The organism is Sphingomonas epibiotica, assembly GCF_039615155.1.
Lineage (GTDB): Bacteria > Pseudomonadota > Alphaproteobacteria > Sphingomonadales > Sphingomonadaceae > Sphingomonas.
Map to the genome: position 1 here is coordinate 23,053 of NZ_JBDGHY010000012.1, position 23,868 is coordinate 46,920.

The following is a 23,868-nucleotide window of genomic DNA, read 5'->3' on the forward strand; positions in this document are numbered from 1 at the left end:
CTTATTTCTTCGACTTGGCGGCCTTGATCGCCGCCTGCTTGGCGCGGAAGCGCTTGGCCCAACCGGGATGATCGGCGCGTTCGGCGCGGACCAGCGCCAGCGCGTCGGCCTCGACATCGCGGGTCACGGTCGACCCGGCGGCGACCAGCGCGCCCTCGCCGATCTTGACCGGCGCGACCAAGGCGCTGTTCGATCCGATAAAGGCCCCCTCGCCGATCTCGGTCCGGTATTTGAGATAGCCGTCATAATTGCAGGTGATGGTGCCCGCGCCGATATTGACGTTCGCCCCGACGCTGGCATCGCCGAGATAGGTCAGGTGATTGGCCTTGGCCCCCACCCCCAGTGTCGTGTTCTTCACCTCGACGAAATTGCCGACACGGCTGCCCTCCCCCAGCACCGCGCCGGGGCGCAGGCGGGCATAGGGACCGACGTCTGCCTTCGACGCGACGGTCGCGCCTTCGAGATGGCTGAACGCGTGAATGGTCACGTTGTCGGCGATCGTCACGCCGGGGCCGAACACGACGTTCGGCTCGACCGTCACGTCGCGACCAAGCTGCGTGTCGTGCGCGAAGAAGACGGTGTCGGGCGCGATCAGCGTGACGCCGTCGGCCATCGCCTGGCTCCGCCGCTTCGCCTGCCACGCCCCCTCGACCGCCGCCAGTTCGGCACGGCTGTTGATGCCGGCCACTTCGTCGGCGCCGGTTTCGATCACCACCGCCCCGCGTCCGTCGGCGATCGCCAGCATGACGATGTCGGGCAGATAATATTCGCCCGCCGCATTGGCGTTGCCGACTCGGTCGAGCAGCGCCCACAGGTCGCGGCTGTGGACGGCGGTCACGCCGCTGTTGCACAGGTCGACCGCACGTTCGTCCGCCGAAGCGTCCTTATATTCGACCATCTTGGCGATGTTGCCGGCATCGTCGGCGATGATCCGGCCATAGGCGGCGGCATCGGCGGGACGGAAGCCGAGGACGGCGACGGCCGGTGCATCGGGCGCATCGAGCCGGGCGGCCAGCCGCGCGACGGTATCGGCCGAGAGCAGCGGCGTATCGCCGAAACAGACGAGGACGATACCGTCATGATCGGCCAGCGTTTCGCGCGCCTGCAACGCGGCATGGGCGGTGCCGAGTTGATCGCGCTGCCACGCAATCTCGACGCCGCGCCCCGCGACCGCCGCCTCGACCTGTTCGCCGACCGCGCCGACGATCACGACGCGGCGCGAAATACCGGCGGCGTCGAGGCTGTCGAGCAAGTGGAACAGCATCGGCTGCCCGGCGAGCGGGTGCAGCACCTTGTGCTTCGACGACTTCATGCGCGTGCCCTGCCCGGCGGCGAGGATCACGGCGGCGATCGGTTGCGCGTTCATGGATGCGCTCCTTGGCATACGACCCTTGCCAATTCCATATCGCGCGCGCCAAAGCGGACCAGATGACAGAGATTTCATTCGCCATCGTCGGTTTCGATCTCGACGGGACGTTCGTCGACACCAGCGGCGACCTGACCGATGCCGTCAACCATGCCCTGGCCGATGCCGGCCGGCCGGCGCTGACCCGCGAACAGGTGATCCCGATGATCGGCGGCGGCGCGAAGCACATGCTGCGCCAGGGGATGGAGGCGACCGGCGGCTGCGACGAAGCCGAGCTGAACCGGCTGAACCGGCTGCTGCTCGATTATTATGAAGCACATATCGCGGTCCATTCGCGGCCCTTTCCGGGCGCGCTGGCGGCACTCGACGCGCTGGAAGCGGGCGGCGTGAAGGTCGCGATCGTCACCAACAAGCTGGAGGCGCTGGCGCGGCGGTTGCTGGACGAACTGGACCTGACACAGCGTTTCGCCTGCATCCTCGGCGGCGACACGCTGGGTCCGGGCAAGTCGAAGCCCAACCGCGCGCCGATCGACGCGATGATCGAACGCTGCGGCGGCGGACGCGCGGCGTTCGTCGGCGATTCGCATTTCGATATCGATGCGGCGCGCAATGCCGGTATCCCGTCGGTCGCCTGTTCGTTCGGGTTCATGATGCAGCCGGTGGCCGAACTGGGCGCGGACGCGGTGATCGACCACTATGACGAACTGATTCCGACACTCGCGCGTTTGGCCGCCTGACCCCCTACTCCAGTCTAGGAATTGCCATGCCCCGCCCCGTCGCCCTCATCACCGGCGCATCGTCCGGTATCGGCCTCAGCTTCGCGCATCACCTCGCCCGGACCGGCCACGACCTCGTCATCGTCGCCCGGCGCGAGGACCGGTTGCGCGATCTCGCCGAACAGCTGTCGGCCGAACATGGCATTGATATCGAGGTGATCGTCGCCGACCTCGCCGACCCGGACGACCTCGACGTGGTCGAGGAACGGCTGGAGGCGGGCGAGCCGGTCGCGCTGTTCGTCAACAATGCCGGCTTCGCCGCGATGGGCAAGGTCGGTGAGGGCGACCGCGACGACATGACCGACATGCTGCTGCTGAACGTCGTCGCCTTCAGCCGGCTGGCCGATGCCGCGATGGCCGGGATGAAGCGCACGGGCCAGGGCACGATCATCAATGTCGGCTCGGGCACGCTGTTCACCAAGATGCCGGGCTATGCCGGCTATGGCGCGACCAAGGCCTATGTCGCCTATTATACCCGCGTGATGCAGGTCGAGGCGACGGAGTTGAACATCCGCATCCAGTTGCTGATCCCCGGCGTCACCGCCACCGATTTCCACCACGTCGCGGGCAAGAGCATCGACGATTTCCCGCCCGAACGGGTGATGGAGCCCGACGATCTGGTCGTCGCCTCGCTGCGCGGGCTGGAACTGGGCGAAGCGGTGTGCATCCCGTCGCTGCCCGACGTGGCGGATTGGGAAGCGCTGGAGGCGGCGGAGGCGAAGATCGCGCCCAACGCGTCGCGCGACACGGTGGCCGACCGATACCGGAACTGAAGCGCCGCCGCGTGCGGGGTTACCGGGCGAACCATTCGGGGTAACGCTGCGCCTTCTGCGCCACCAGCCCTTCATAATAGTGCATCAGGTCGACCGCGTGATCGCGGTCGGTCCTGACCCGCGCCGCCGCTGCATTCGCCGCCGCCTTGACCACATCATAGTCGCGCGCGAACATCCGCCCGATCGCATCCGCCGCCGACCGGGGATCGCGCGCGGCATAGGTTTCGGCGAAGTCCGGCTCGGCGATCTCGGCGCAGCCGCCCTCGTCGGGCACGATCAGCGGCAGGCCCGATGCCAGCCCTTCCAGCCCGACCAACCCGAAGGGCTCGGCATCGGATCCGTGGATCAGCGCGTCGCAACTGGCCATGATCCGCGCCAGCCGAACCCGATCGTAGACCGGGCGGAACAGCTTGATATGCGGGCTGTTCTTCAGCCGGTGTTCCAGTCGGCGGGTATGCACCCCGCTGCCGATCTGGATCATGCCGACAGCCATATGTTCGCCCGCCATCTCGACCGCGTCGAAGATCATCGGCCAGCGTTTCTCGGCATGGTGCCGCCCCAGCCCGAGCAGCAAATGCCCCTCGGGCGGGAGGCCCAGCTGCTCGAGCAGCGACGCGCGCAACTGTTCGTCGCGATGTTCGGGCGAAAAGAAACCGCGCTGGATGCCGAGCGGCATCGACGCATGCACCGTCAGTCCGCGCGCGGCATGGCGCTTTTCGAGCGCCGGGCCGTTGGTGACGAACGCGTCCATCTTGGCGAGGTAGCGCGCCATGTAGCGCGTCCACCACATGAACGCGTCCTCGATCCGCTCGCGGCTGGCCAGCCGTTCGAACCAGCGCAGTGGATAGGCGCCGACATTGTCGTTATGCGCGAAATAGACCTTTACCGCATGGCCGGGCCAGTCGGCGACGATGGTGGCGGGGCGCCACGGGCTCGATGCCTCGACCACATCGGGATGGAGTTCGTCGAGCAGCGTATGGATCGCGCCGCCGCGCACGAAGATGCCGTAATTGGGATCGAGCACCAATGTCGGCGCCTTCACCCAATGGATGCGCCCACCGCCGGGGCGTTCCTCGACCGCATTGTGCTTTGCCGGCGCGATCACGATCAGTTCATGGCCCAGCTCGGCCATGATTGTCATCTTGTGATCGATATAGGTGCGGACCCCGCCGCCGGTGGGCGAATAGAATTCGTTGACGTCGACGACGCGCATCGGAGATCGATCGGCCGGGTCAGCCGAGCGGGGCGAAACCGCCCAGCCCGCGCAGATACTGGGCGCGCACGGTCGTGGTGGTCACGCCGGCCGGCACGGTCACGATCGCCTGCGCCAGTTTCGGCCGCGCGCGCCCGAGCTTGCCCGCGCCTGGGAACCCGGCGCCGTCGCGCATGAAATTGAACTTGTTGCGCCCGTCGCGGTCATGGGTGAACAGCAACGCATAGCGGCCGGGCGACGGGGCGCGGATGCACATCTGTACCGCGCCCGATGCCGGCATGTCGGCCCAGACGCGGCGGAAGAACTTGCCCTCGGCGCGCAAGTCGCGATCGTCCTTCAGGAAATCGTCGTCGTTTGCCGGGTAGAGTTCCAGCTTCAACCGGCCGGTGCGGTCCTTCAGCCCGACGACGTTGACGCGGATCGCCGGCCCCTGCCCGTTGTTGCAGGCGGCAGCATCGCTGCCGATCGATTGCGCGGCGGCCGGCGTCGCGACGAGCAACGCTGCACCAAGCAGCGTCAGAGGCAATTGCATCATTCTTTCCTTGCGAGCGCAGGAAGCCCGAATGCCGCCATCAACACCGCGTGGGTGAACAGGGTGAGCGTCGCGACGAATGCGACGAGGTCGGACAGGGCTTCGCCATGCCCGATGTACATAATCGCGAAGTTGGCGAAAAGAAGGTCTTTGTTCGGCAGCAGCGGCAGCCGTGCCACCACGAGACGCCCGGCGGCGAGGAACAGCCACCACTTGATCGACACCCATGGCATCGCGAAATAGCTGGCGATACCGAAGGCGAGCGACCCGAGCACGAGGCGCGCGCAATGCACGCCGAAGATCCAGCCAAGCGTCCGTGCCGGCAGCGAGAAGACCCGGCGCGAGAACAGCAGCAGCACCCCCGAAATCCCGACCGCGACCGCCGCTGACCAGCTGAGCATCCGCAGCTGCGGCGCGGTGAACAGTTCGAAGGCGAAGGGCAGCGCAACGGCGAGCATGCCGACGGTGACGATATTGCCGGCGATACCCGACAGGATCGTCACGTCCTTCACCGCCCCGAACGGCGCAGTCACCATCTTCAGCCGGGCACGCGCCCAGGCATAGAAGAAGACGTCGCCCGAATAGCCGATGACGACGTCGTTCGCGATCCGCTTGCGCACCAGCGCGCCGAATCCGTCGAACGGCAGCCGCCAGAGCGCACGGAAGATGATGAAATCGAACAGCGGCGGCGAGAGATAGGCGAGCGCGAAGAAGAGGTAGAACCACAGCGAATCCGGTGCGGCGAGTTCGACCCCGGCCCAACCATGATCGAACAGCTCCCATGCCAGCCCGACGATCATCAGCCCCGACAGCGCCGCGCCGAGGATGCGCGGCCAACGCGGACGGAACCGCTCCAGCGGCTCCAGCCCGGCCAGATCGGGCCCAGCCCGTACGGCGTCGGTATCGCTTACCATGTCGCGCGACGTCCTACGCGGTTGGTCCGGCGTTCGCCAGCATCATGCCGCGGGCGCCACCTGGTCGGCCACCTGATCGGGATGCGCATCGGCAAAGGCGGGCAGCGCCGATGTCCGTGCGTCGATCGCGACCAGTTTCGGCCATGGCGACAGATCGAGTTCGAACCGCCGGGCATTATAGAGTTGCGGCACGAGGCAGCAATCGACCACCCCCGGCGCATCGCCGCCGAAAAAGCCGTTCGCCGGCGCGCTCGCCTCCAGCGCGTCGAGGCCCAGCGCGATCCAGTGGCGATACCAGTCGGCCTTCGCCGCCGCATCGGCACCGAACTGGCGTTCGAGGCGCTGCAGCACACGCAGATTGTCGATCGGGTGAATGTCGGCGACGATCACCAGCGCCTGCGCCATCGCCTGCGCGCGCGCCAGCGGATCGGCGGGAAACAGTCGCGGTTCGGGATGGGCGTGGTCCAGCCAGTCGAGGATCGCCAGCGACTGGGTCAGCACGGTCCCTTCGGACAGGGCCAGCGCGGGCACGAGTCCCTGACGGTTGCGCGCAAGATGATCGGGCTGACGCTGTTCGCCCTTCAGCAGCGAAATCTCGACGCGGTCATAGGCGACGTGCTTGAGGTTCAGCGCGATGCGCAGGCGGTAGCCAGCCGACGACCGAAAATAGTCGTACAGCGTGACGTCGCTCACTGCGCGGTCCCGCTTGCCGGCACCAGCGACGTGCCGGCGCGACCGCTGCGGAACGAGCTGAACCAGGTCGCCGGGTTCAGGCTGGTCGTACCGTCGAGCGAGAAGGTGATGAACTCGGCACGCCCGCCGATATTCTCCCACGGCACCGGCCCGCCCAGCCCACGCTCGGCTTCCGAGAAGCGGCTGTCGGCACTGTTGTCGCGATTGTCGCCCATCAGAAAGACATGGTTGGCCGGGATCACGATCGGTGCGAAATTGTCGCCCTGCGAATAGCCGAGGTCGATCGTGTCATATTGCCGCCCGTTCGGCAGCGTCTCGCGATACATCGGCAGGCGGCAGAACGCACCCTTGTCGGTCCGCACCAACGCGCCCGGATATTGATAGGCGTCGCAGCGGGTATTGGCGTCGACCGGGATCATCGCATCGCCCATCGCCTTGCGGGGAATGGCGACGTCGTTGATGTAGACGACGCCCCCCGCTACCTCCAGCCGGTCGCCCGGCAGGCCGATGACGCGCTTGATGAGGTCGGTATTGCTGCCCGGCGGCTTGACGATGACCACGTCGCCGCGCTCGGGCATCAATCCCCACAGGCGACCACGCCATGCCGGCAACTGGACGCTCCACGTCTCCTGCGGTTGATGCAGCACGATATCGCGGAACATCGCCACCGGATTGGGGATGGTCGGCGATACGAACGACCACCCATAGGCATATTTGCTCACCACCAGCCGATCGCCGACCCGCAGCCCCGGTAGCATCGATTCGGACGGGATATAGAAAGGCTTGGCGATGAAGCTGTGAAAGCCCAGCACCACCAGCAACAGCCAGAACAGCCCGCGCAGTTCGCCCTTCCAGTCGAGCCGCGCACGCCGCGGCGGATGGCGGTGGGCAGGCGCCGGGGTCGGCGACGACGCGGGAACTCCATCGTTCTCCAGCGCCAGATGATCGGCCATCAATCGTCCTACTCTGTTGCCGGCACCGCCTCGATGATGACGAACGCCTGGGCCCAGGGGTGATCGTCGGTCATCGTCAGATGCACCTTCGCGACGTGGCCCTCGGGCATCATCGCGTCAAGTCGCGCTTTCGCACCACCGGTCAGCGCCAGCGTCGGCGCGCCGGAACGGGCATTGACCACGCCGATGTCGCGCATGAACACGCCTTGCGCGAAACCGGTCCCGACCGCCTTGGAAAAGGCTTCCTTGGCAGCGAAGCGCTTGGCGAGCGTCCCGGCGCGGGTAAAGGGGCGCCGGGCGGCCTTGGCCTGTTCGACCTCGGTGAAGACGCGCTGCAGGAACCGGTCGCCGAAGCGGTCGAGCGACGACTGGATACGCTCGATATTGCAGAGGTCCGAGCCGAGACCGACGATCATGAAATCCTCCCCGGCGCGGTGAGGGGGACCGCCGCGCGGCGGTGGTGGAGGGGGGCGTCCCCAACCGCAACGGCAGTGGAGCAGGATACCCCCCTCCACCAACCTGCGGCTGGTCCCCCTCGCCGTGCCGGGGAGGATTCCCATTTCACCGTGCAGTCTCCATCAAGTCCTTCATCCGCCGCACCATCGGCCCCAAACCACCGAAGATCGCCTCCCCGATCAGGAAATGGCCGATATTCAGCTCGCGCACCTGCGGGATCGCCGCGATCGGGATGACGTTGTCGAAGGTCAGCCCATGTCCGGCATGGACCTCGATCCCGTTCTTCGCCGCCAATGCCGCGGCATCGGCGATGCGGCGCAGTTCGGCGACCTGCTCGTCGCCCGCCAGTTCGGCATAGCGGCCGGTGTGCAACTCGACCACCGGCGCGCCGAGCGCCACGGCGGCGGCGATCTGCTGCGCATCGGGTTCGATGAACAGCGACACCCGCACCCCCGCCGCGCCCAGTTCGCGGACCATCGGTGCCAGCGCATCATACTGCCCGGCAGCATCCAGCCCGCCCTCGGTCGTGCGCTCCTCACGCTTTTCGGGGACGATGCAGGCGGCGTGCGGACGATGGCGCAGCGCGATGCCGAGCATTTCGTCGGTCGCCGCCATTTCGAGGTTGAGCGGCACGATCAGCTCCGCCGACAGCCGCGCGATATCGTCGTCGGTGATATGGCGGCGATCCTCGCGCAGATGGGCGGTGATGCCGTCCGCGCCATGTTCGGCCGCAAGTAACGCCGCTCGCACCGGATCGGGATAGCCTGATCCGCGTGCGTTGCGGACGGTGGCGACATGATCGATATTGACGCCCAGACGCAGCGGCCCGGTCATGCCGCGCGGCTCCCGGGCTTGATCGCCGGGATCGCCGCCAGTTCGGCGGGCAGCGCGTCGGGCTGGTAGCTCGGCACGTCGAGGCGGATCAGCGGCAAGAAGGGGACGCCCAGATCGGCGGAACCGTTCGACCGGTCGACCAGCGACGCCGCTGCCACGACCTTCCCCCCCGCCGCGCCGATCGCGGCGATCGCCTCGCGCGACGACAGGCCGGTCGTGACCACGTCCTCCATCATCAGCACGCGGGTGCCGGCAGCAATGCGGAAGCCGCGGCGCAGTTCGAACGTACCGGTCGGCCGTTCGAGGAACATCGCGGATACGCCCAGCGACCGCCCCATCTCGTGCCCGACAATCACGCCGCCCATCGCCGGCGAAATCACGACCTCGATCGATTCGCGCACATCGTCCGGCAGACGGCTGGCAAGTTCGTCGCACAGCCGTGCCGCACGGCGCGGATCCATCAGCACGCGCGCGCATTGCAGATAACGCGACGAGCGCAGCCCCGACGACAGGATGAAATGCCCCTCCAGCAGCGCTTCCGCCTGCCGGAATTCGTCGAGGATCGCGTCGTCGTTCATGGCTGTCATCCCGCCCATTGCCGTCGCGCGCCCTCTACTGCCGCCCGGGGTGCGTTCGCAACCATCGCTTGAGGCCGGGCGACATGCCGCGTATAGCCCGATGGGTTAGGGTTTCCAAACGCCCGCGCGACGCGACCACGCCAATCTAGAAGCGTGCCGCGTGCCAGATAACGGGGTGACGATACACGATGCGAAGCATTGGGATGAGGATGTTTGTTTTCGCCGCCGCCGCGGCACTGGCGGGCAGCGTCTATGCGCAGCAGCCGGCCGCGGTGACGCCGGGCAGCGGCGAGGTCGCGACCGCGCCGCAGGCGGGGGCCCCGCCCCCCGGATCGGCGGAGGCCAATCCGACCGGACAGGTCACGCCGCCCGCGACCGCCGCCGCCCCGACGCCGCCCGCGGTGCAGGACCCGACGCTGAACGCCGACGGATCGCCGCGCATGGTCGCGACGCCGCATGTCGGTCAGCCGACCGATCGCACGATCGACCTGCAGACCCAGTTCACCCCCAATGGGCGCGAGGGCAAGGCGTTCCACAACAACATCCTGATGCCGGTGATCGTCGCGATTTCGCTGCTGGTGCTGTTCCTGCTCGCCTATGTCGCGATCCGGTTCCGCGAAAAGGCGAACCCGGTCCCGTCGAAGACGTCGCACAATACCGCGATCGAGATCATCTGGACCGCCGCCCCCGTCCTGATCCTCGCCGCGATCGCGGTGCCGTCGATCGGGCTGCTCGCGCGCCAGTTCAAGCCGGCGCCCGACAATGCCGTGACGATCAAGGCGATCGGCAACCAGTGGTTCTGGAGCTACGAATATCCCGATTATGGTGGCGTGTCGGTGACCGCCAACATGCTGAAGGAAAAGAACGAGGTTGCCGCCGGTCAGCGGTTCCGCACGGACGCCGACGGGCCGCGCCTGCTGGCGGTCGACAATCGCATCGTGCTGCCGGTCGGCGTGCCGATCCGCCTGATCACCACCGCGACCGACGTGATCCACAGCTGGGCGATCCCGGCCTTCTGGGTGAAGCTCGACGCGGTACCCGGGCGGCTGAACGAGACCAGCTTCACCATCGAGAAGCCGGGCCTGTATTTCGGCCAGTGCAGCGAGCTGTGCGGTGCGCGCCATGCGTATATGCCGATCGCGGTCGAAGCGGTGCCGGTGGCGCAGTTCAACCAGTGGATCCGCGCCAAGGGCGGCACGCTGCCCAGCCCGGCCGAAGCCGCCGCGCCGAGCAATGCCGTGATCCCGCAGCCGGGTGCCGACACCGCCGACGCCACGTCGGAAGCCGGCAATACGGCGAGCGACGCGTCGACGCCGGTCGTCAACGCGACCGAAGCCGCCTCCCCCTCCACCCAGCGCGCCACCGGCAACGGCGGCGGCGTCGGCAACGTGGACCAGTAAAATGACCGATTCCGCCCTTTCCGGCCACCACGCGTTCGATGCCCACGGGCGTGGGGCCGACGCGCATCATCACGATGCCGACCACAAGCCGGCATTCTTCGCCCGCTGGTTCATGTCGACCAACCACAAGGATATCGGGACGCTGTACCTGATCTTCGCGATCGTCGCGGGGATCATCGGCGGCGCGATTTCGGGGCTGATGCGCCTCGAACTCGCGGCACCCGGCATCCAGTGGCTGCCATGGCTGTCGGGGCATGAAGGCGATCAGGCGCTGCATTTCTGGAACGTGCTGATCACCGCGCACGGCCTGATCATGGTGTTCTTCATGGTCATGCCGGCGATGATCGGCGGCTTCGGCAACTGGTTCGTGCCGATCATGATCGGCGCGCCGGACATGGCGTTCCCGCGCATGAACAACATCTCCTTCTGGCTGCTGATCCCCGCCTTCGCGCTGCTGTTGGGCAGCACGATGTTCGGCGGCGGCGCGGGCACCGGCTGGACAGTCTATGCTCCGCTGTCGACCTATGGCGAACCGGGGCCGAGCGTCGACATGGCGATCCTGTCGCTGCACCTCGCCGGTGCGTCGTCGATTCTCGGCGCGATCAACTTCATTACCACCATCTTCAACATGCGCGCGCCGGGCATGACCCTGCACAAGATGCCGCTGTTCGTGTGGTCGGTGCTGGTCACCGCCTTCCTGCTGCTGCTGGCGCTGCCGGTGCTGGCTGCGGCGATCACCATGTTGCTGACCGATCGCAAGTTCGGCACGACCTTCTTCGATCCGGCCGGCGGCGGCGATCCGATCCTGTACCAGCATCTGTTCTGGTTCTTCGGTCACCCCGAAGTGTACATCATGATCCTGCCGGGCTTCGGCATCATCAGCCACATCGTCGCAACGTTCAGCCGCAAGCCGGTGTTCGGCTATCTCGGCATGGCCTATGCCATGGTCGCGATCGGTGCGGTCGGCTTCGTGGTGTGGGCGCACCACATGTTCACCACCGGCTTGAGCGTGAACACCAAGATGTACTTCACCGCCGCGACGATGATCATCGCGGTGCCGACCGGCATCAAGATCTTCTCGTGGATCGCGACGATGTGGGGCGGGTCGCTGCGCTTCCCCACGCCGATGCTGTGGGCGATCGGGTTCATCTTCATGTTCACGGTCGGCGGCGTGACCGGCGTCGTGCTTGCCAATGGCGGTGTCGACGATGTGCTGCACGACACCTATTATGTCGTCGCGCACTTCCACTACGTCCTGTCGCTGGGGGCGGTGTTCGCGCTGTTCGCCGGCTTCTACTACTGGTTCCCGAAGATGTCGGGGAAGATGTACAACGAACTGCTCGGCAAGCTGCACTTCTGGGTGTTCTTCATTGGCGTGAACGTGATGTTCTTCCCGATGCACTTCCTCGGCGCGCAGGGCATGCCGCGGCGCTACCCGGACTATCCGGACGCCTATGCCTTTTACAACCACATCGCCTCGGCCGGATATGGGATCATGGCGGTCGGCATGGTGTTCTTCTTCGTCAACGTCGTCATCTCGCTGATGGCCGGGCGCAAGGCGGCGGACAATCCGTGGGGCGATGGAGCGACGACGCTGGAATGGACGCTGTCCTCGCCGCCGCCGTTCCACCAGTTCGAAACGCTGCCCAAGGTCGACTGACCGGGACGCGCACGAAAAAAGAAAGAAACGCCCCGGAGCGATCCGGGGCGTTTTTTATGCGGTTTCGCAGGGGTCGGTACGGCTTCGAAACCGTCGGTCGAAACCTCCGCTTAACCATGTTCCGACCGAAAATTCCGTACGTTAAACATTCCCCAACCATAGGTCCTTATCCCCGGAGCCAGCGTACAGGGGATTGCCATGTTGGGCGACGAAACGATCATCGACACTGCTGATCGGACACCGATTTCGGAACAGACGACACGGGGCTTGCCCGTCGATGCGGCGCCCGCAACGGGCCTCGCCGCGAAGCACGGCGTGATCGCTGCAGCGGCGCTGCTCGCCGCGTGCGATTCGGGCGGCGGCACCGGCCCCGGCACGGTCACCGTCGCCGGACCGAACCCCACTCCGACCCCGACGCCGACTCCCAGCCCGACGCCGACGGTCGCCGCGCTGAACGCCCGCAGCGCCAGCCGCTTCCTCGCGCAGGCGACGATGGGCGCGACCCGCACCAGCATCGATGCGGTACTGAACACCGGCATCGCCGGATGGATCGAGGCGCAGTTCGCGATCCCGCGCCAGACCGGCCAGACCGGCCATTGGGACTGGATGGTCGCCAACGGCTATGCCGAAGCGAACAAGGTCAATGTCCAGAGCGGGTACGACGCCAGCGTGTGGCGACAGGTCATCGCTGGCCCCGATGCATTGCGGCAGCGCGTGACGGTCGCGCTGCTCGACTATCTGGTCGTCGGCATGAACGCGCTGACCATCGACTGGCGCGCCCTGTCGATGGCGGCCTATACCGACATTCTCGCCGACAACGCCTTTGGCAACTATCGCGACCTGCTCGGCGCGATCGCCCGCAACGCGACGATGGGCGTGTTCCTGACGTTCGTGAACAGCAAGAAGGCCAATCCGTCGACCGGCAGCCTGCCCGACGAAAACTTCGCGCGCGAACTGATGCAGCTCTTCACGCTGGGCGTGAGCCAGCTCGAACAGGACGGCACCGTGCGCATGTCGAACGGACAGGTGCTGGAGACCTATACGCTCGACGACGTCTCCCAACTGGCGCGGGTGTTCACCGGGCTGCAACTGGCGACCAACGACCGGACGACGGCAGACCGGATGCGTCAGCCACTGATCCTGAACGACGCCAACAACGAGACCGGGTCGGCGACCTTCCTTGGCGGGACGGTGTCGGGCGGCGGCTGGGCAGCGGTCGATGCCGCGCTCGACATCATCTTCCGCCATCCGAACATCGCGCCGTTCGTGTCGAAGCAGCTGATCCAGCGGATGGTCACCTCTAACCCCAGCCCCGCCTATGTCGGGCGCGTCGCCGCCGCCTTCGCCAATAACGGCAGCGGCGTGCGTGGCGACATGAAGGCGATCATCCGCGCCGTCCTGCTCGATCCCGAAGCGCGCGACGAGGCCGCAGCGCTGGCCAGCCCCACCGCCGGCCGCCTGCGCGAACCGGTGCTGCGCCTAACCAACTGGGCGCGCGCCTTCGGTGTGACCTCGCCCAGCGACGCATGGGCGATCGGCGATACGACCAGCACCACGACCCGGCTGGGCCAGGGCATCGGCCGCGCGTCGAGTGTGTTCGGCTTCGTCCGTCCGGGCTTCAGCCCGCCGGGCACGCCGCTGGTACAGGCAGGCCTGACGGCGCCCGAATTCCTGATGGCCAGCGAACAGACCAATATCGCCTATATCAACTACATGCAGTCGCTGGTCGGCGGCGGCACCGGCGATACCAAGGCGGACTATGCGCCGATGATGGCGCTGGCATCGGACAGCGCGAAGCTAGTCGACGAGGTCAATCTGATCCTCGCCGCCGGGCAATTGCGGGCATCGACCGTCGCCACCATCCGTACCGCCGTCGACAGCATCCCGCTGACCGCGAACAACGCCACGCTCAACCGAACCGGGGTCGCGATCCTGCTGACCCTCGCGTCGCCCGATTATCTGGTGCTCAAATGAACGCTCCGACCATCCTGACCGACGTTTCCCGCCGCGCGTTCCTGCAACGCTCCGCCTTGTTCGGGGTGGCGGGGGTCGCGGCCCCGTTCGTCACCAGCCTCGGCGCGATCGGGGAGGCGGCAGCGGCCACCGCCAGCGATTACAAGGCGCTGGTGTGCATCTTCCTCGCTGGCGGTAACGACCATTTCAACACGCTGGTCCCCTATGATCCGACCAGCCACGCCAAATATACGTCGCTGCGCAGTTCGCTCGCCTTCTCGCGCGAAGCGTTGGCACCGACCGTCCTCCTGCCGACCGCGGACCTGGGTGGGCGCGCCTATGCGCTGGCCCCGGCAATGGCGCCGCTCAGCCCGCTGTTCGATGCCGGGCGGCTGGCGGTGGCGATGAATGTCGGCACGCTGATCCAGCCGACGACCAAGGCGCAATATCAGAACAAGTCGGTGCGCCTGCCGCCCAAGCTGTTCAGCCACAACGACCAGCAAAGCTTTTTCCAGGCATCGAGCCCCGAGGGGGCCGGTTCGGGCTGGGGCGGACGGATCGGCGATCTGTTCCAGTCGGGTAACGGCACCGCGGCGACAACCTGCATCAACGCATCGGGCAACGCCGTCTTCCTGTCGGGGCGCAATGCGATCCAGTATAATGTCGGCACCGGCGGTCCGGTCCCGCTGTTGCGCAACGCAACGTCGCTCTACGGGTCGAGCGTTGCGGCCCAGACGCTGCGCCAGATGATGACCGAGACCAATCCGCACATGTTCGGCACCGAATATGCGCGAATCAACAAGCGGGCGATGGATACGCAGGCACAACTGGCCAACAGTCTGGCCGGAGTACCCGAATCGAATTTCCCGCTTTTCCCCTCCGACAACGGCCTTGCCGACCAGCTGCGCATGGTCGCGCGGATGATCGCGATCTCGGGTGATCTGGGCACGAAACGGCAGGTGTTCTTCGTGTCGATGGGCGGGTTCGACCTGCACGACAATCTGGCGGGGAACCAGCCGCGGCTGCTGACCAAATTGTCGGAGGCGATGCGCGCCTTCCACGACACGACGGTGGCGTTGGGCGTGTCGGACAAGGTCACGACCTTTACCGGGTCCGATTTCGGACGAACGCTGCCGTCGAACGGCAATGGCTGCGACCATGGCTGGGGATCGATGCACTTCGTCATGGGCGGGGCGGTCAACGGCAAGCGGCTCTACGGCACCGCGCCGCTGGTCGGCACCAACACGCCCGACGATGTGGGGCAAGGCCGCCTGATCCCGACCATGTCGGTCGACCAATATGCCTCGACGCTGGCGCGCTGGTTCGGCGTGTCCGACGGCGACATGTCGAACGTGCTCCCCAATATCGGCAATTACGACAAATCGAGCTGGGGACAGGGGTTCGTCTAAAGCCGTGTGCGGAACCGTGCGCGGGTCGCATAATGCATACGACTGTCACGCAATTGCCATAAGTCGGCCCTAGCGCGCCCGCCGGGGGTGGTCCGCCCTGCCGTACACTCACTTGGCCATTCGGGTTCGGGGGAACGCGGGTGGCGGTGCGGCAACGGATCTACCCGTCACAGGGAAGGAACCGACATGCATTTTCGCCTGCCGCTGCTCGCCAGCGCCGCACTGATCGCGCTCGCCACGCCGGCATTCGCACAGACCGAACCCGCCGAACCCGAGGCCGGACTCGACGATATCGTCGTCACCGCCGAACGGCGCGAGGAGCGGTTGCAGGACACGCCGCTGTCGGTCGGTGTCGCGACCGGCGACGGTCTGCGCCAGTTCCAGGCGGGCGGTGAGGACACGCTGCTGTCGCTGTCGGGGCGCATCCCCGGCCTGTATGCCGAAACGACGACCGGCCGCATCTTCCCGCGCTTCTATATCCGGGGCCTCGGCAATATCGACTTCTATCTCGGCGCGTCGCAGCCGGTGACCGTCATCCAGGACGACGTGATCCTCGAGCATGTCGTGCTGAAGTCGAACCCGGTGTATGACGTGGCCCAGGTCGAGGTGCTGCGCGGACCGCAGGGGTCGCTGTTCGGCCGCAACACCACCGCCGGCATCATCAAGTTCGACACGATCCGCCCGACCGCGACCTTCCAGAGCCGGGCACAGGCATCGTACGGCACCTATAACAGTGCCAGCTTCGATGCCGGGGTCGGTGGGCCGATCGCCGATGGGCTGATGGTGCGCGTATCGGCGCTGGTCCAGCACCGCGACGACTGGGTCGACAACACCTATGCCGGGTTCAGCGCCGACAATACCCAGACGCCGAAAAAGGACGCGATGGGCGGTTTCGACGATCGCAACCTGCGCCTTCAGCTGCGCGCACAGCCGATCGACGCGGTCACCATCGACCTGTCGGGCCATGCCCGCTGGTATGAAGGCACCTCGACCATCTTCCACCGTGCAGCGTTGAAGCGCGGGTCGAACGACGTGTCGGCCGAACCGCGCGACCGCGTGGCATTGGACGAAGGCGGCAACAATCCGCAGGCCTATGACACCTATGGCGCATCGGCGCGGATGGCGTTCGATTTCGGGCCGGTGACGCTCAGCTCGATCACCGCCTATGAAACGACCAGCGGATCGAGCCGGGGCGACACCGATGGCGGCGCTGCCGCGCTGTTCCCGGTCAATGGCGTCCCCAACGGCTTCGGCCAGAGCCGCGGCAATATCCGCGACCTCAACCAATGGTCGCAGGAAATCCGCCTCGCCTCGACCGGCACCGGCCCGTTCGGCTTTCAGGTCGGCGGCTTCTATTTCGACAATCGCGACGTCACCGAATTCTACCAGCGTGGCTTCTTCCTGACGACCGCGGCGCGCAACCCCAACAACTGGGTGCGGCTGCGCGACGTCAACACGTCGTGGGCGGCATTCGGACAGGCGCATTACGACCTGACCGATCAGCTGACGCTGACCGCCGGCGCGCGCATTACCGAGGATACGAAGCGCACCCGGCTGGTGAAGACCGCCAACACCGCCGCCAACGTCGTCACCTATCGCGGGCGCACCGATGTCCGCCTGTCGTCGACCGAGCCGAGCTGGGATGTGAGCCTGCTGTACAAGGCGAGCGACGAATTCAGCCTGTATTCGCGTGTCGCCCGCGGTTTCCGGGGGCCGACGATCCAAGGGCGTTCGGCTGTGTTCAACGCCGACTTCACCACCGCCGATTCGGAAACGATCCTGTCGTTCGAAACGGGGTTCAAGAGCAGCCTGATCGACAACACGCTGCGCCTGAACGCCACGGTGTTCGGTTACCGGGTCAAGGATATCCAGCTGAACGGCAACGATTCGAACGGCAACGGCGTGCTGTTCAATGCCGACAAGGCACAGGCGTACGGCGTCGAGGCCGAGCTCGACTGGAGGCCGGTGCCGCAGTTGACGCTGGGTCTGGGCGGTAGCTGGCTGCATTCGGCAATTCGCGACAAGCGCGTCTATGCGCAGGTCTGCGCGCTCAACGGTCAGGTCGTCTGCACCGTCGACAACCCGACGATCCGCATCGGCGCCAACACCTTTGCCCAGATCGACGGCGAACCGCTGCCCAACGCACCCGAATATACGCTCGACCTGACCGCACGTTGGGAGCAGCCGCTGAACGACGGTGCCCGCGTGTTCATCGCCACCGACTGGAATTTGCAGGGCTATACGCAGTTCACCCTGTACCGGGCGCGCGAATTCACCGCGAACGGCAATTTCGAAGGCGGGCTGAAGATCGGTTACGCCCCGCCGTCGGACGCCTGGGAATTGTCGGTATTCGCGCGCAACATCACCAACGAAAAGAATCTGAAGGGCGTGATCGAAAATTACATGGCCGCCGTGTTCAACGATCCGCGGATCATCGGCGTCTCGCTGTCGGGCAAGTTCCGGTAAGGCGTTCCGACCGCCCTGCCCTGTCATTCCGGCCACGACCGGAATGACAGGGCAGGGCGGCGCTTTCCCCCGCCGCCACAACCCGATATAGGGCGGCGATGACCGCGCAGACGATCACCCTGCCCGCCGACTGGCGCGATTTCCTTGCCCTTACCAAGCCGCGGGTGATGACGCTGGTCGTCTTTACCGGGCTGTGCGGCATGCTCGCCGCGCCGGTCGCGATCCATCCGGTGATCGGCTTCACTGCCGTGCTGTGCATCGCCCTCGGCGCGGGTGCCGCCGGCGCACTCAATCAGTGGTATGAGGCCGATCTCGACGCCAAGATGAAGCGGACACAGGGTCGTCCGCTCCCCGCCGGGCGCATGGACCGGCAATCGGCGCTGCATTTCGGCGTAGGTCTCGCAATCTTTTCGGTCGTGCTGATGGGGCTGGCGGTGAACCTGGCCGCCGCCGCGATCCTGACCGTGTCGATCCTGTTCTACGTGCTGGTCTATACCGTGTGGCTCAAGCGCCGGACGCCGCAGAACATCGTCATCGGCGGGGCGGCCGGGGCGTTTCCGCCGCTGATCGGCTGGGCGGCGGCGACCGGCGACGTCGCGCTGCTGCCGTTCCTGCTGTTCTCCCTCGTCTTCCTGTGGACGCCGCCGCATTTCTGGGCCTTGGCGCTGTTCGTGAAGACCGATTACGCCAATGCCGGCGTGCCGATGCTGCCGGTGGTGGCGGGCGAGCGGACGACCCGGACCCAGATTGGGCTGTACACCATTCCGATGGCGGCAGTCGCGGTGGCGCCGTGGCCGCTGGAGCTGACCGGTGCGATCTACGGCATCGCCGCCTGCCTGCTGACCGCGACCTTCGGGTTGCTGGCGGTACAGGTCGCGCTGCGTTCGACGGGACAAGACGACAAGATGAAGCCCGAAAAGCGGCTGTTCGCCTTCTCGATCCTGTATCTCTTTGCGATGTTCGGCGCGCTGGTCGCCGACCGATGGATGTTGGCATGAGCGAACACGACGACCGCATCCGCGCGCGGCAGCGCGAACGGGCCAAGGTGATGGCATGGCTGCTCGGCGGGTTCGTCGTGCTGCTGTTCGCGATCACCATCGTGAAGATTCAGGCGGGAATGGGCGCATGACGCGCAATTTGCGGGTCGCGTTGCTGGCGGTGGCGGGCGTGATCGGCATGACCGGCGTCGGTTTCGCCAGCGTGCCGCTATACCGCATGTTCTGTCAGGTGACCGGTTTCAACGGCACGACCCAGCGTGGGGAACAGGCGCCCGGCGGCATCGGCGACAAGGTCGTGGTGCGGTTCGACACCAACACCAATCCAGCGCTGGGATGGGAATTCAAGCCCGAACGCGCCTCCGAAACCGTCGATATCGGCGCGCGCGACATGGCGTTCTTCACCGCGAAGAACGTGTCGGGTCGTCCGGTCACCGGCACCGCGACCTTCAACGTGACCCCCAGCCAGGCGGGCAAATATTTCACCAAGATCCAGTGCTTCTGCTTCACCCAGCAGACGCTGCAACCGGGTGAGAAGGTGCGCATGCCGGTGATCTTCTTCGTCGATCCCAAAATCCATGACGATCCGGACGCGAAGGACATTCGCGCGATCACCCTATCCTACACATTTTACCCGGTGGATTCGGGCGCGACGAAGAGCTAGGATCGCGCGCAAACACGCTCCGCAAAAGGCGCGAACAGCTTAGGGACGGATGATGGCAGGCGCGAAGAACCACGATTTTCATATCCTGCCCCCCAGCATCTGGCCGCTCGCCAGTTCGATGGCCGCCTTCATGATGGCGGCGGGCGGCGTCATGTATCTGAACGAAGCGCCGCTCGGCGGCTTCGTGTTTGGCGCCGGACTGATCGCGACGCTGGCCTGTATGGGCTTCTGGTGGGCCGATGTGATCCGCGAATCGAAGGCGGGCGACCATACGCCGGTGGTGCAGCTTCATCTGCGCTACGGCATGATCCTGTTCATCGCTTCCGAAGTGATGTTCTTCGTCGGCTGGTTCTGGTCGTGGTTCGACTTCTCGCTCTTCCCCGCCGCGATCCAGTATAATCACGAGGACGGCGTCTCGCTGATTGAGGCGGGCAATACCGCCGTCGCCGCGCAGTGGCCGCCTGCCGGCCTCGAAGTGCTCAACGCCTTCGAACTGCCGCTGCTCAACACCTTCATTTTGCTTTTGTCGGGCACGACCGTGACCTGGGCGCATCACGCATTAATCCACAACCAGCGCGGCGGTGCGCTGAAGGGTCTGTGGGGCGCGATCGGCGTAGGCGAGAATGACGGCGTCAAGAAGGGGCTGTGGCTGACCGTTATCCTCGGCGCGCTGTTCTCGTGCATCCAGGCCTATGAGTACATCCATGCGCCGATGCCGTTCAAAGGCCTGAACTACGGCGCATCTTTCTACATGGCGACCGGGTTCCACGGCTTCCACGTGCTGGTCGGCACCATCTTCCTCGCCGTCAACCTGATCCGCGCCTATCAGGGCGACTTCACCCCGAAGCAGCATTTCGGCTTCGAAGCGGCCGCATGGTACTGGCATTTCGTCGACGTGGTGTGGCTGTTCCTGTTCGTCGTCATCTATGTGTGGGGCGGCTGGGGCGCGCCGATCCACGGCGGCTGATGCCCGACCAACCGGGCGCAGGCGGTCCCGCGCCCTTCGACTGCGGCGTGCGCGGCCTGTGCCCGCGGTGCGCCGCGCCGACCCTGTTCCGCAGTCCCGTCGCCTTTGCCGATCGCTGTTCAGCCTGCGGACTGGACTTCGGTGCGTTCAATGTCGGCGACGGCCCGGCTGCGTTCCTGACGCTCGGCATCGGCACGATCATCACCATCCTCGCCATCTGGCTCGAACTCGCCGCCGGCCCGCCATGGTGGGTGCACGTGCTGCTCTGGGTACCGCTAACTATCCTCGGCGTGGTCGGCAGCCTGCGCATCGCCAAGGGTATGCTGATCGCGCTCGAATATAAGCGCGGTGCGCGCGAAGGCCGGATCGACCCGCGGCCGTGAAACGCCTGCCGATCCTGCCGACGCTGATCGTGCTGCTGGCGGTCGCGGCGATGGTCGCGCTGAGCGTGTGGCAGTTGCAGCGTCGCGCGGAGAAAGCCGCGCTGATCGCCCACGCCCGCGCCAATCTCAATCGCCCCGCGCAACCGCTGCCGGCGCGGATCACCGACGACCTGCTGTTCGCAAGCGTCACCGCCAATTGCGCGCGGGTCGGCGACTGGACGATGGGCGCGGGCCGCGCGGTCGATGGCAGTTCGGGTTATCGTCACATCGCCGCATGCACCGGTCCGAACGGTCAGCGCTTCCGAGTCGATCTCGGCGTCGCACCCGATCCGAAGTTGCGCTCGGTCTGGGCCGGCGGTGCGGTGGCGGGTACGCTCAGCCAGGCACCGGGCGGGCCGACCCTGCTCGACCGCATGACCGGCCGCGTCACGCCACCCGCGCCGATGATCGTGTCGGACACTCCAGCCCCCGGCCTGAAACCCAGCCACCGCCCCGATCCCGCCAGTCTGCCCGACAACCACCTCGCCTATGCGATCCAGTGGTTCGCCTTCGCCTTGGCCGCGGTCATCATATACTTGCTGGCACTTCGCCGTCGCAGCCGCTAACCGCACGCCCATGCGGTATGTCAGCACCAGGGGCCATGCGCCCGATCTCGACTTCGCCGGCGCGACGCTGGCCGGTTTGGCCAGCGATGGCGGCCTGTATCTGCCCGAGGCCTGGCCGACCCTGACGCGCGAGGAAATTAGTGCGCTTGCTGGCCTGAGCTATGCCGAGACCGCGGCCAAAGTCATGGCGCGGTTTGTCGGCGATGCCCTGAGCGAAGCCGAACTGCTGGAACTATGCGAAACCGCCTATGGCCGGTTCAGTCACAAGGCGGTAACGCCGCTGGTGCAGATCGATCACGACCAGTGGCTGCTCGAACTGTTCCACGGGCCGACGCTGGCGTTCAAGGATGTCGCGCTGCAACTGCTCGGGCTGTTCTTCGAACGATTCCTGACCGGCACGACCGAACGGCTGACGATCATCGGCGCGACCAGCGGCGATACCGGTTCGGCGGCGATCGACGCCGTGGCGGGCCGCGACCATATCGACATCTTCATGCTGCACCCGGCGGGCCGCGTGTCCGACGTGCAGCGGCGGCAGATGACGACCGTACTGTCCCCCAACGTCCATAACATCGCGATCGAAGGGGATTTCGACACCGCGCAGGCGCTGGTCAAGGCGATGTTCAACGACCCCGGCTTCTCAAGTCGCTTCCGTCTGTCGGCAGTGAACTCGATCAACTGGGCCCGGCTGATGGCGCAGGTCGTCTATTATTTCTACGCCGCCGTCCGGCTGGGTGGACCGGACAAGGCGATCGCCTTTTCGGTGCCGACCGGCAATTTCGGCGACGTGTTTGCCGGCTTTGTCGCGGCACAGATGGGGCTGCCGATCGCCAAGCTGATCGTCGCGACCAACGTCAACGACATCCTCCACCGCGCGCTGACCAACGGCGATTATTCGAGCGCGCAGGTTACGCCGACCGCGACGCCATCGATGGATATCCAGGTCAGCTCGAATTTCGAACGCCTGCTCTATGACCTTGGCGGGCGCGACGGCGTGGCGCTGGGCGAACAGATGCGCGGGTTCGAAGCCAGCCGGGCGATGCGCCTAACCAATGCGCAGCAGCAGGGCGCGGCGTCGCTGTTCGTCAGCGCGCGCGTCGACGGCGATCGCATGGCAAAGGCGATGCGCTGGGCGTGCGATCATGCCGCGCAGACGATCGACCCGCATACCGCGATCGCGCTCGCCGCTGCCCTCGACAGCGGCATCGACGCGCCGATGGTGACGCTGGCCACCGCGCATCCGGCCAAATTCCCCGAAGCGGTCGAACGCGCGATCGGCACCCGCGCCGCGCTGCCGCCGCGCGTCGGCGACCTGTTCGATCGCGAGGAGCGCTATGTCACCCTCCCCGCGACGTTCGACGCCGTAACCGCGTGGATCGCCGAACGGGCGACGCCCCGCGCATAATGGAACCGATCGCGCTTATCGGCGAACCCTGGGGCGATTACGGGCTGATCGACTGCGGCCATGGTCGCAAGCTCGAACGCTATGGCCCGTATCGCTTCATCCGGCCCGAGCCGCAGGCGATGTGGGCGCCCGCGCTGGCGGATTGGGATGCGCATGGCGAATTCGTGCCGGGGTCGGACGAGGATGGCGGCGGGCGCTGGCAGTTCTTCAAGCAACCCCCGCGCGACTGGCCGCTGACCTGGCGCGAGGTGCGGTTTTCGGCGAGCAACACGCCGTTTCGGCATCTCGGCTTTTTCCCCGACATGGCGCCGGTCTGGGACTGGATGCGCGGGCGGCTGGACGGGGCGAGCGATCCCGAATGCCTGAACCTGTTCGGCTATACCGGCGTCGGCTCGCTGGCGCTGGCAGCAGCGGGGGCACGCGTCGTCCATGTCGATGCGTCGAAGAAATCGGTCGAACAGGCGCGGGCCAATGCCGCGCTGTCGGACATGACCGACAAACCGGTCCGCTGGCTGGTCGAGGATGCCGCGAAGTTCGTCGCGCGCGAGGTACGGCGCGGACGGCGCTATGACGGCATCATCCTCGATCCGCCGAAATGGGGGCGTGGCCCCAATGGCGAGGTGTGGAAGCTGGAGGAGCATCTCCCCGGCCTGATCGCCGATTGCCGGCAGTTGCTCGACAACGAGTCGCGCTTTCTGTTCCTAACGGTGTATGCGGTGCGGATGTCGGCGCTGGCGATCGGCGAATTGTTGCGCCAGTCGCTGAGCGATCTTGGCGGCACCGTCGAATGCGGAGAGCTCGGCGTGCGCGAGGAAACGCGCGGACTGACGCTGCCAACGGCGATCTTTGCGCGGTGGCGTAACACGTAAGGAT

24 protein-coding genes are annotated in these 23,868 nt (G+C 66.2%); 15 read left to right on the top strand and 9 right to left on the bottom strand.

Annotation, left to right across the window (positions count from 1 at the left end; translation table 11 throughout):
* Window position 1: 1 nt before the first annotated feature.
* The gene (gene glmU, locus AAIO73_RS18310) at window positions 2–1,366 is read right to left on the bottom strand and encodes a bifunctional UDP-N-acetylglucosamine diphosphorylase/glucosamine-1-phosphate N-acetyltransferase GlmU (protein ID WP_345880012.1); all 1,365 of its coding nucleotides are present in this window, start codon (window positions 1,364–1,366) and stop codon (window positions 2–4) included.
* A gap of 62 nt (window positions 1,367–1,428) precedes the next feature.
* Between glmU and AAIO73_RS18315 the strand changes: the two genes are divergently transcribed.
* Both AAIO73_RS18315 and AAIO73_RS18320 read left to right on the top strand, forming a co-directional pair.
* Window positions 1,429–2,103, top strand: a complete 675-nt coding sequence (locus AAIO73_RS18315; RefSeq protein ID WP_345880013.1) for an HAD-IA family hydrolase — start codon at window positions 1,429–1,431, stop codon at window positions 2,101–2,103.
* Window positions 2,104–2,129: 26 nt separating this feature from the next.
* Entirely contained in the window at window positions 2,130–2,915 is a 786-nt protein-coding gene (locus AAIO73_RS18320; RefSeq protein WP_345880015.1) for an SDR family NAD(P)-dependent oxidoreductase, read from the top strand.
* A gap of 19 nt (window positions 2,916–2,934) precedes the next feature.
* Here the strand turns inward: AAIO73_RS18320 and AAIO73_RS18325 are convergent, their stop codons facing one another.
* From AAIO73_RS18325 to pyrE, 8 genes are all read right to left on the bottom strand, one after another.
* Window positions 2,935–4,128: a glycosyltransferase gene (locus AAIO73_RS18325; RefSeq protein ID WP_345880018.1), complete on the bottom strand. Its 1,194-nt coding sequence runs from the start codon at window positions 4,126–4,128 to the stop codon at window positions 2,935–2,937.
* Between the two features lie 19 nt (window positions 4,129–4,147).
* Window positions 4,148–4,663 (bottom strand): DUF2141 domain-containing protein, encoded by a 516-nt coding sequence (locus tag AAIO73_RS18330; RefSeq protein ID WP_345880020.1) that lies wholly within the window; start codon window positions 4,661–4,663, stop codon window positions 4,148–4,150.
* Window positions 4,660–5,574 (bottom strand): hypothetical protein, encoded by a 915-nt coding sequence (locus tag AAIO73_RS18335; protein ID WP_345880021.1) that lies wholly within the window; start codon window positions 5,572–5,574, stop codon window positions 4,660–4,662. Before AAIO73_RS18335 ends, AAIO73_RS18330 begins: the two co-directional genes overlap by 4 nt.
* A 42-nt stretch (window positions 5,575–5,616) precedes the next feature.
* The gene (gene maiA / locus AAIO73_RS18340) at window positions 5,617–6,267 is read right to left on the bottom strand and encodes a maleylacetoacetate isomerase (RefSeq protein ID WP_345880022.1); all 651 of its coding nucleotides are present in this window, start codon (window positions 6,265–6,267) and stop codon (window positions 5,617–5,619) included.
* Entirely contained in the window at window positions 6,264–7,220 is a 957-nt protein-coding gene (gene lepB, locus AAIO73_RS18345) for a signal peptidase I (protein WP_345880023.1), read from the bottom strand. The genes maiA and lepB overlap by 4 nt, the downstream gene beginning before the upstream one ends.
* Window positions 7,221–7,228: 8 nt before the next feature.
* The gene (gene acpS / locus AAIO73_RS18350; RefSeq protein WP_242119333.1) at window positions 7,229–7,636 is read right to left on the bottom strand and encodes a holo-ACP synthase; all 408 of its coding nucleotides are present in this window, start codon (window positions 7,634–7,636) and stop codon (window positions 7,229–7,231) included.
* A 145-nt stretch (window positions 7,637–7,781) separates the two neighbouring features.
* On the bottom strand, window positions 7,782–8,510 hold the full coding sequence (locus AAIO73_RS18355; RefSeq protein WP_345880026.1) for a pyridoxine 5'-phosphate synthase: 729 nt from the start codon (window positions 8,508–8,510) through the stop codon (window positions 7,782–7,784).
* Window positions 8,507–9,088, bottom strand: a complete 582-nt coding sequence (gene pyrE, locus AAIO73_RS18360) for an orotate phosphoribosyltransferase (protein WP_345880027.1) — start codon at window positions 9,086–9,088, stop codon at window positions 8,507–8,509. The genes AAIO73_RS18355 and pyrE overlap by 4 nt, the downstream gene beginning before the upstream one ends.
* Before the next feature lie 203 nt (window positions 9,089–9,291).
* Between pyrE and coxB the strand changes: the two genes are divergently transcribed.
* The 13 genes from coxB (at window position 9,292) to AAIO73_RS18425 (ending at window position 23,864) form a co-directional block, all read left to right on the top strand.
* Window positions 9,292–10,488: a cytochrome c oxidase subunit II gene (coxB, locus tag AAIO73_RS18365; protein ID WP_345880030.1), complete on the top strand. Its 1,197-nt coding sequence runs from the start codon at window positions 9,292–9,294 to the stop codon at window positions 10,486–10,488.
* Window position 10,489: 1 nt separating this feature from the next.
* Window positions 10,490–12,148, top strand: a complete 1,659-nt coding sequence (ctaD, locus tag AAIO73_RS18370) for a cytochrome c oxidase subunit I (protein WP_345880032.1) — start codon at window positions 10,490–10,492, stop codon at window positions 12,146–12,148.
* Between the two features lie 198 nt (window positions 12,149–12,346).
* Window positions 12,347–14,122 (top strand): DUF1800 domain-containing protein, encoded by a 1,776-nt coding sequence (locus AAIO73_RS18375; protein ID WP_345880034.1) that lies wholly within the window; start codon window positions 12,347–12,349, stop codon window positions 14,120–14,122.
* Entirely contained in the window at window positions 14,119–15,510 is a 1,392-nt protein-coding gene (locus AAIO73_RS18380; protein ID WP_345880036.1) for a DUF1501 domain-containing protein, read from the top strand. The genes AAIO73_RS18375 and AAIO73_RS18380 overlap by 4 nt, the downstream gene beginning before the upstream one ends.
* 186 nt (window positions 15,511–15,696) lie before the next feature.
* The gene (locus tag AAIO73_RS18385; protein WP_345880037.1) at window positions 15,697–17,976 is read left to right on the top strand and encodes a TonB-dependent receptor; all 2,280 of its coding nucleotides are present in this window, start codon (window positions 15,697–15,699) and stop codon (window positions 17,974–17,976) included.
* Between the two features lie 98 nt (window positions 17,977–18,074).
* Complete coding sequence (locus AAIO73_RS18390; protein WP_345880039.1) at window positions 18,075–18,974, top strand: heme o synthase; 900 nt, start codon at window positions 18,075–18,077, stop codon at window positions 18,972–18,974.
* Window positions 18,971–19,105: a cytochrome c oxidase system small membrane protein gene (locus tag AAIO73_RS18395; protein ID WP_345880040.1), complete on the top strand. Its 135-nt coding sequence runs from the start codon at window positions 18,971–18,973 to the stop codon at window positions 19,103–19,105. Before AAIO73_RS18390 ends, AAIO73_RS18395 begins: the two co-directional genes overlap by 4 nt.
* Complete coding sequence (locus AAIO73_RS18400) at window positions 19,102–19,635, top strand: cytochrome c oxidase assembly protein (RefSeq protein ID WP_345880041.1); 534 nt, start codon at window positions 19,102–19,104, stop codon at window positions 19,633–19,635. The genes AAIO73_RS18395 and AAIO73_RS18400 overlap by 4 nt, the downstream gene beginning before the upstream one ends.
* Before the next feature lie 52 nt (window positions 19,636–19,687).
* Complete coding sequence (locus tag AAIO73_RS18405; protein WP_345880076.1) at window positions 19,688–20,602, top strand: cytochrome c oxidase subunit 3; 915 nt, start codon at window positions 19,688–19,690, stop codon at window positions 20,600–20,602.
* Window positions 20,602–20,985, top strand: coding sequence for a DUF983 domain-containing protein (locus AAIO73_RS18410; protein WP_345880042.1), 384 nt, complete (start codon window positions 20,602–20,604; stop codon window positions 20,983–20,985). The genes AAIO73_RS18405 and AAIO73_RS18410 overlap by 1 nt, the downstream gene beginning before the upstream one ends.
* On the top strand, window positions 20,982–21,590 hold the full coding sequence (locus tag AAIO73_RS18415; protein ID WP_345880043.1) for an SURF1 family protein: 609 nt from the start codon (window positions 20,982–20,984) through the stop codon (window positions 21,588–21,590). Before AAIO73_RS18410 ends, AAIO73_RS18415 begins: the two co-directional genes overlap by 4 nt.
* A gap of 10 nt (window positions 21,591–21,600) precedes the next feature.
* A complete protein-coding gene (gene thrC / locus AAIO73_RS18420) occupies window positions 21,601–22,995 on the top strand; it encodes a threonine synthase (RefSeq protein WP_345880045.1) in 1,395 nt (464 codons plus the stop codon).
* Window positions 22,995–23,864, top strand: a complete 870-nt coding sequence (locus AAIO73_RS18425) for a class I SAM-dependent methyltransferase (RefSeq protein ID WP_345880047.1) — start codon at window positions 22,995–22,997, stop codon at window positions 23,862–23,864. The genes thrC and AAIO73_RS18425 overlap by 1 nt, the downstream gene beginning before the upstream one ends.
* The last annotated feature ends 4 nt before the right edge of the window (window positions 23,865–23,868 follow it).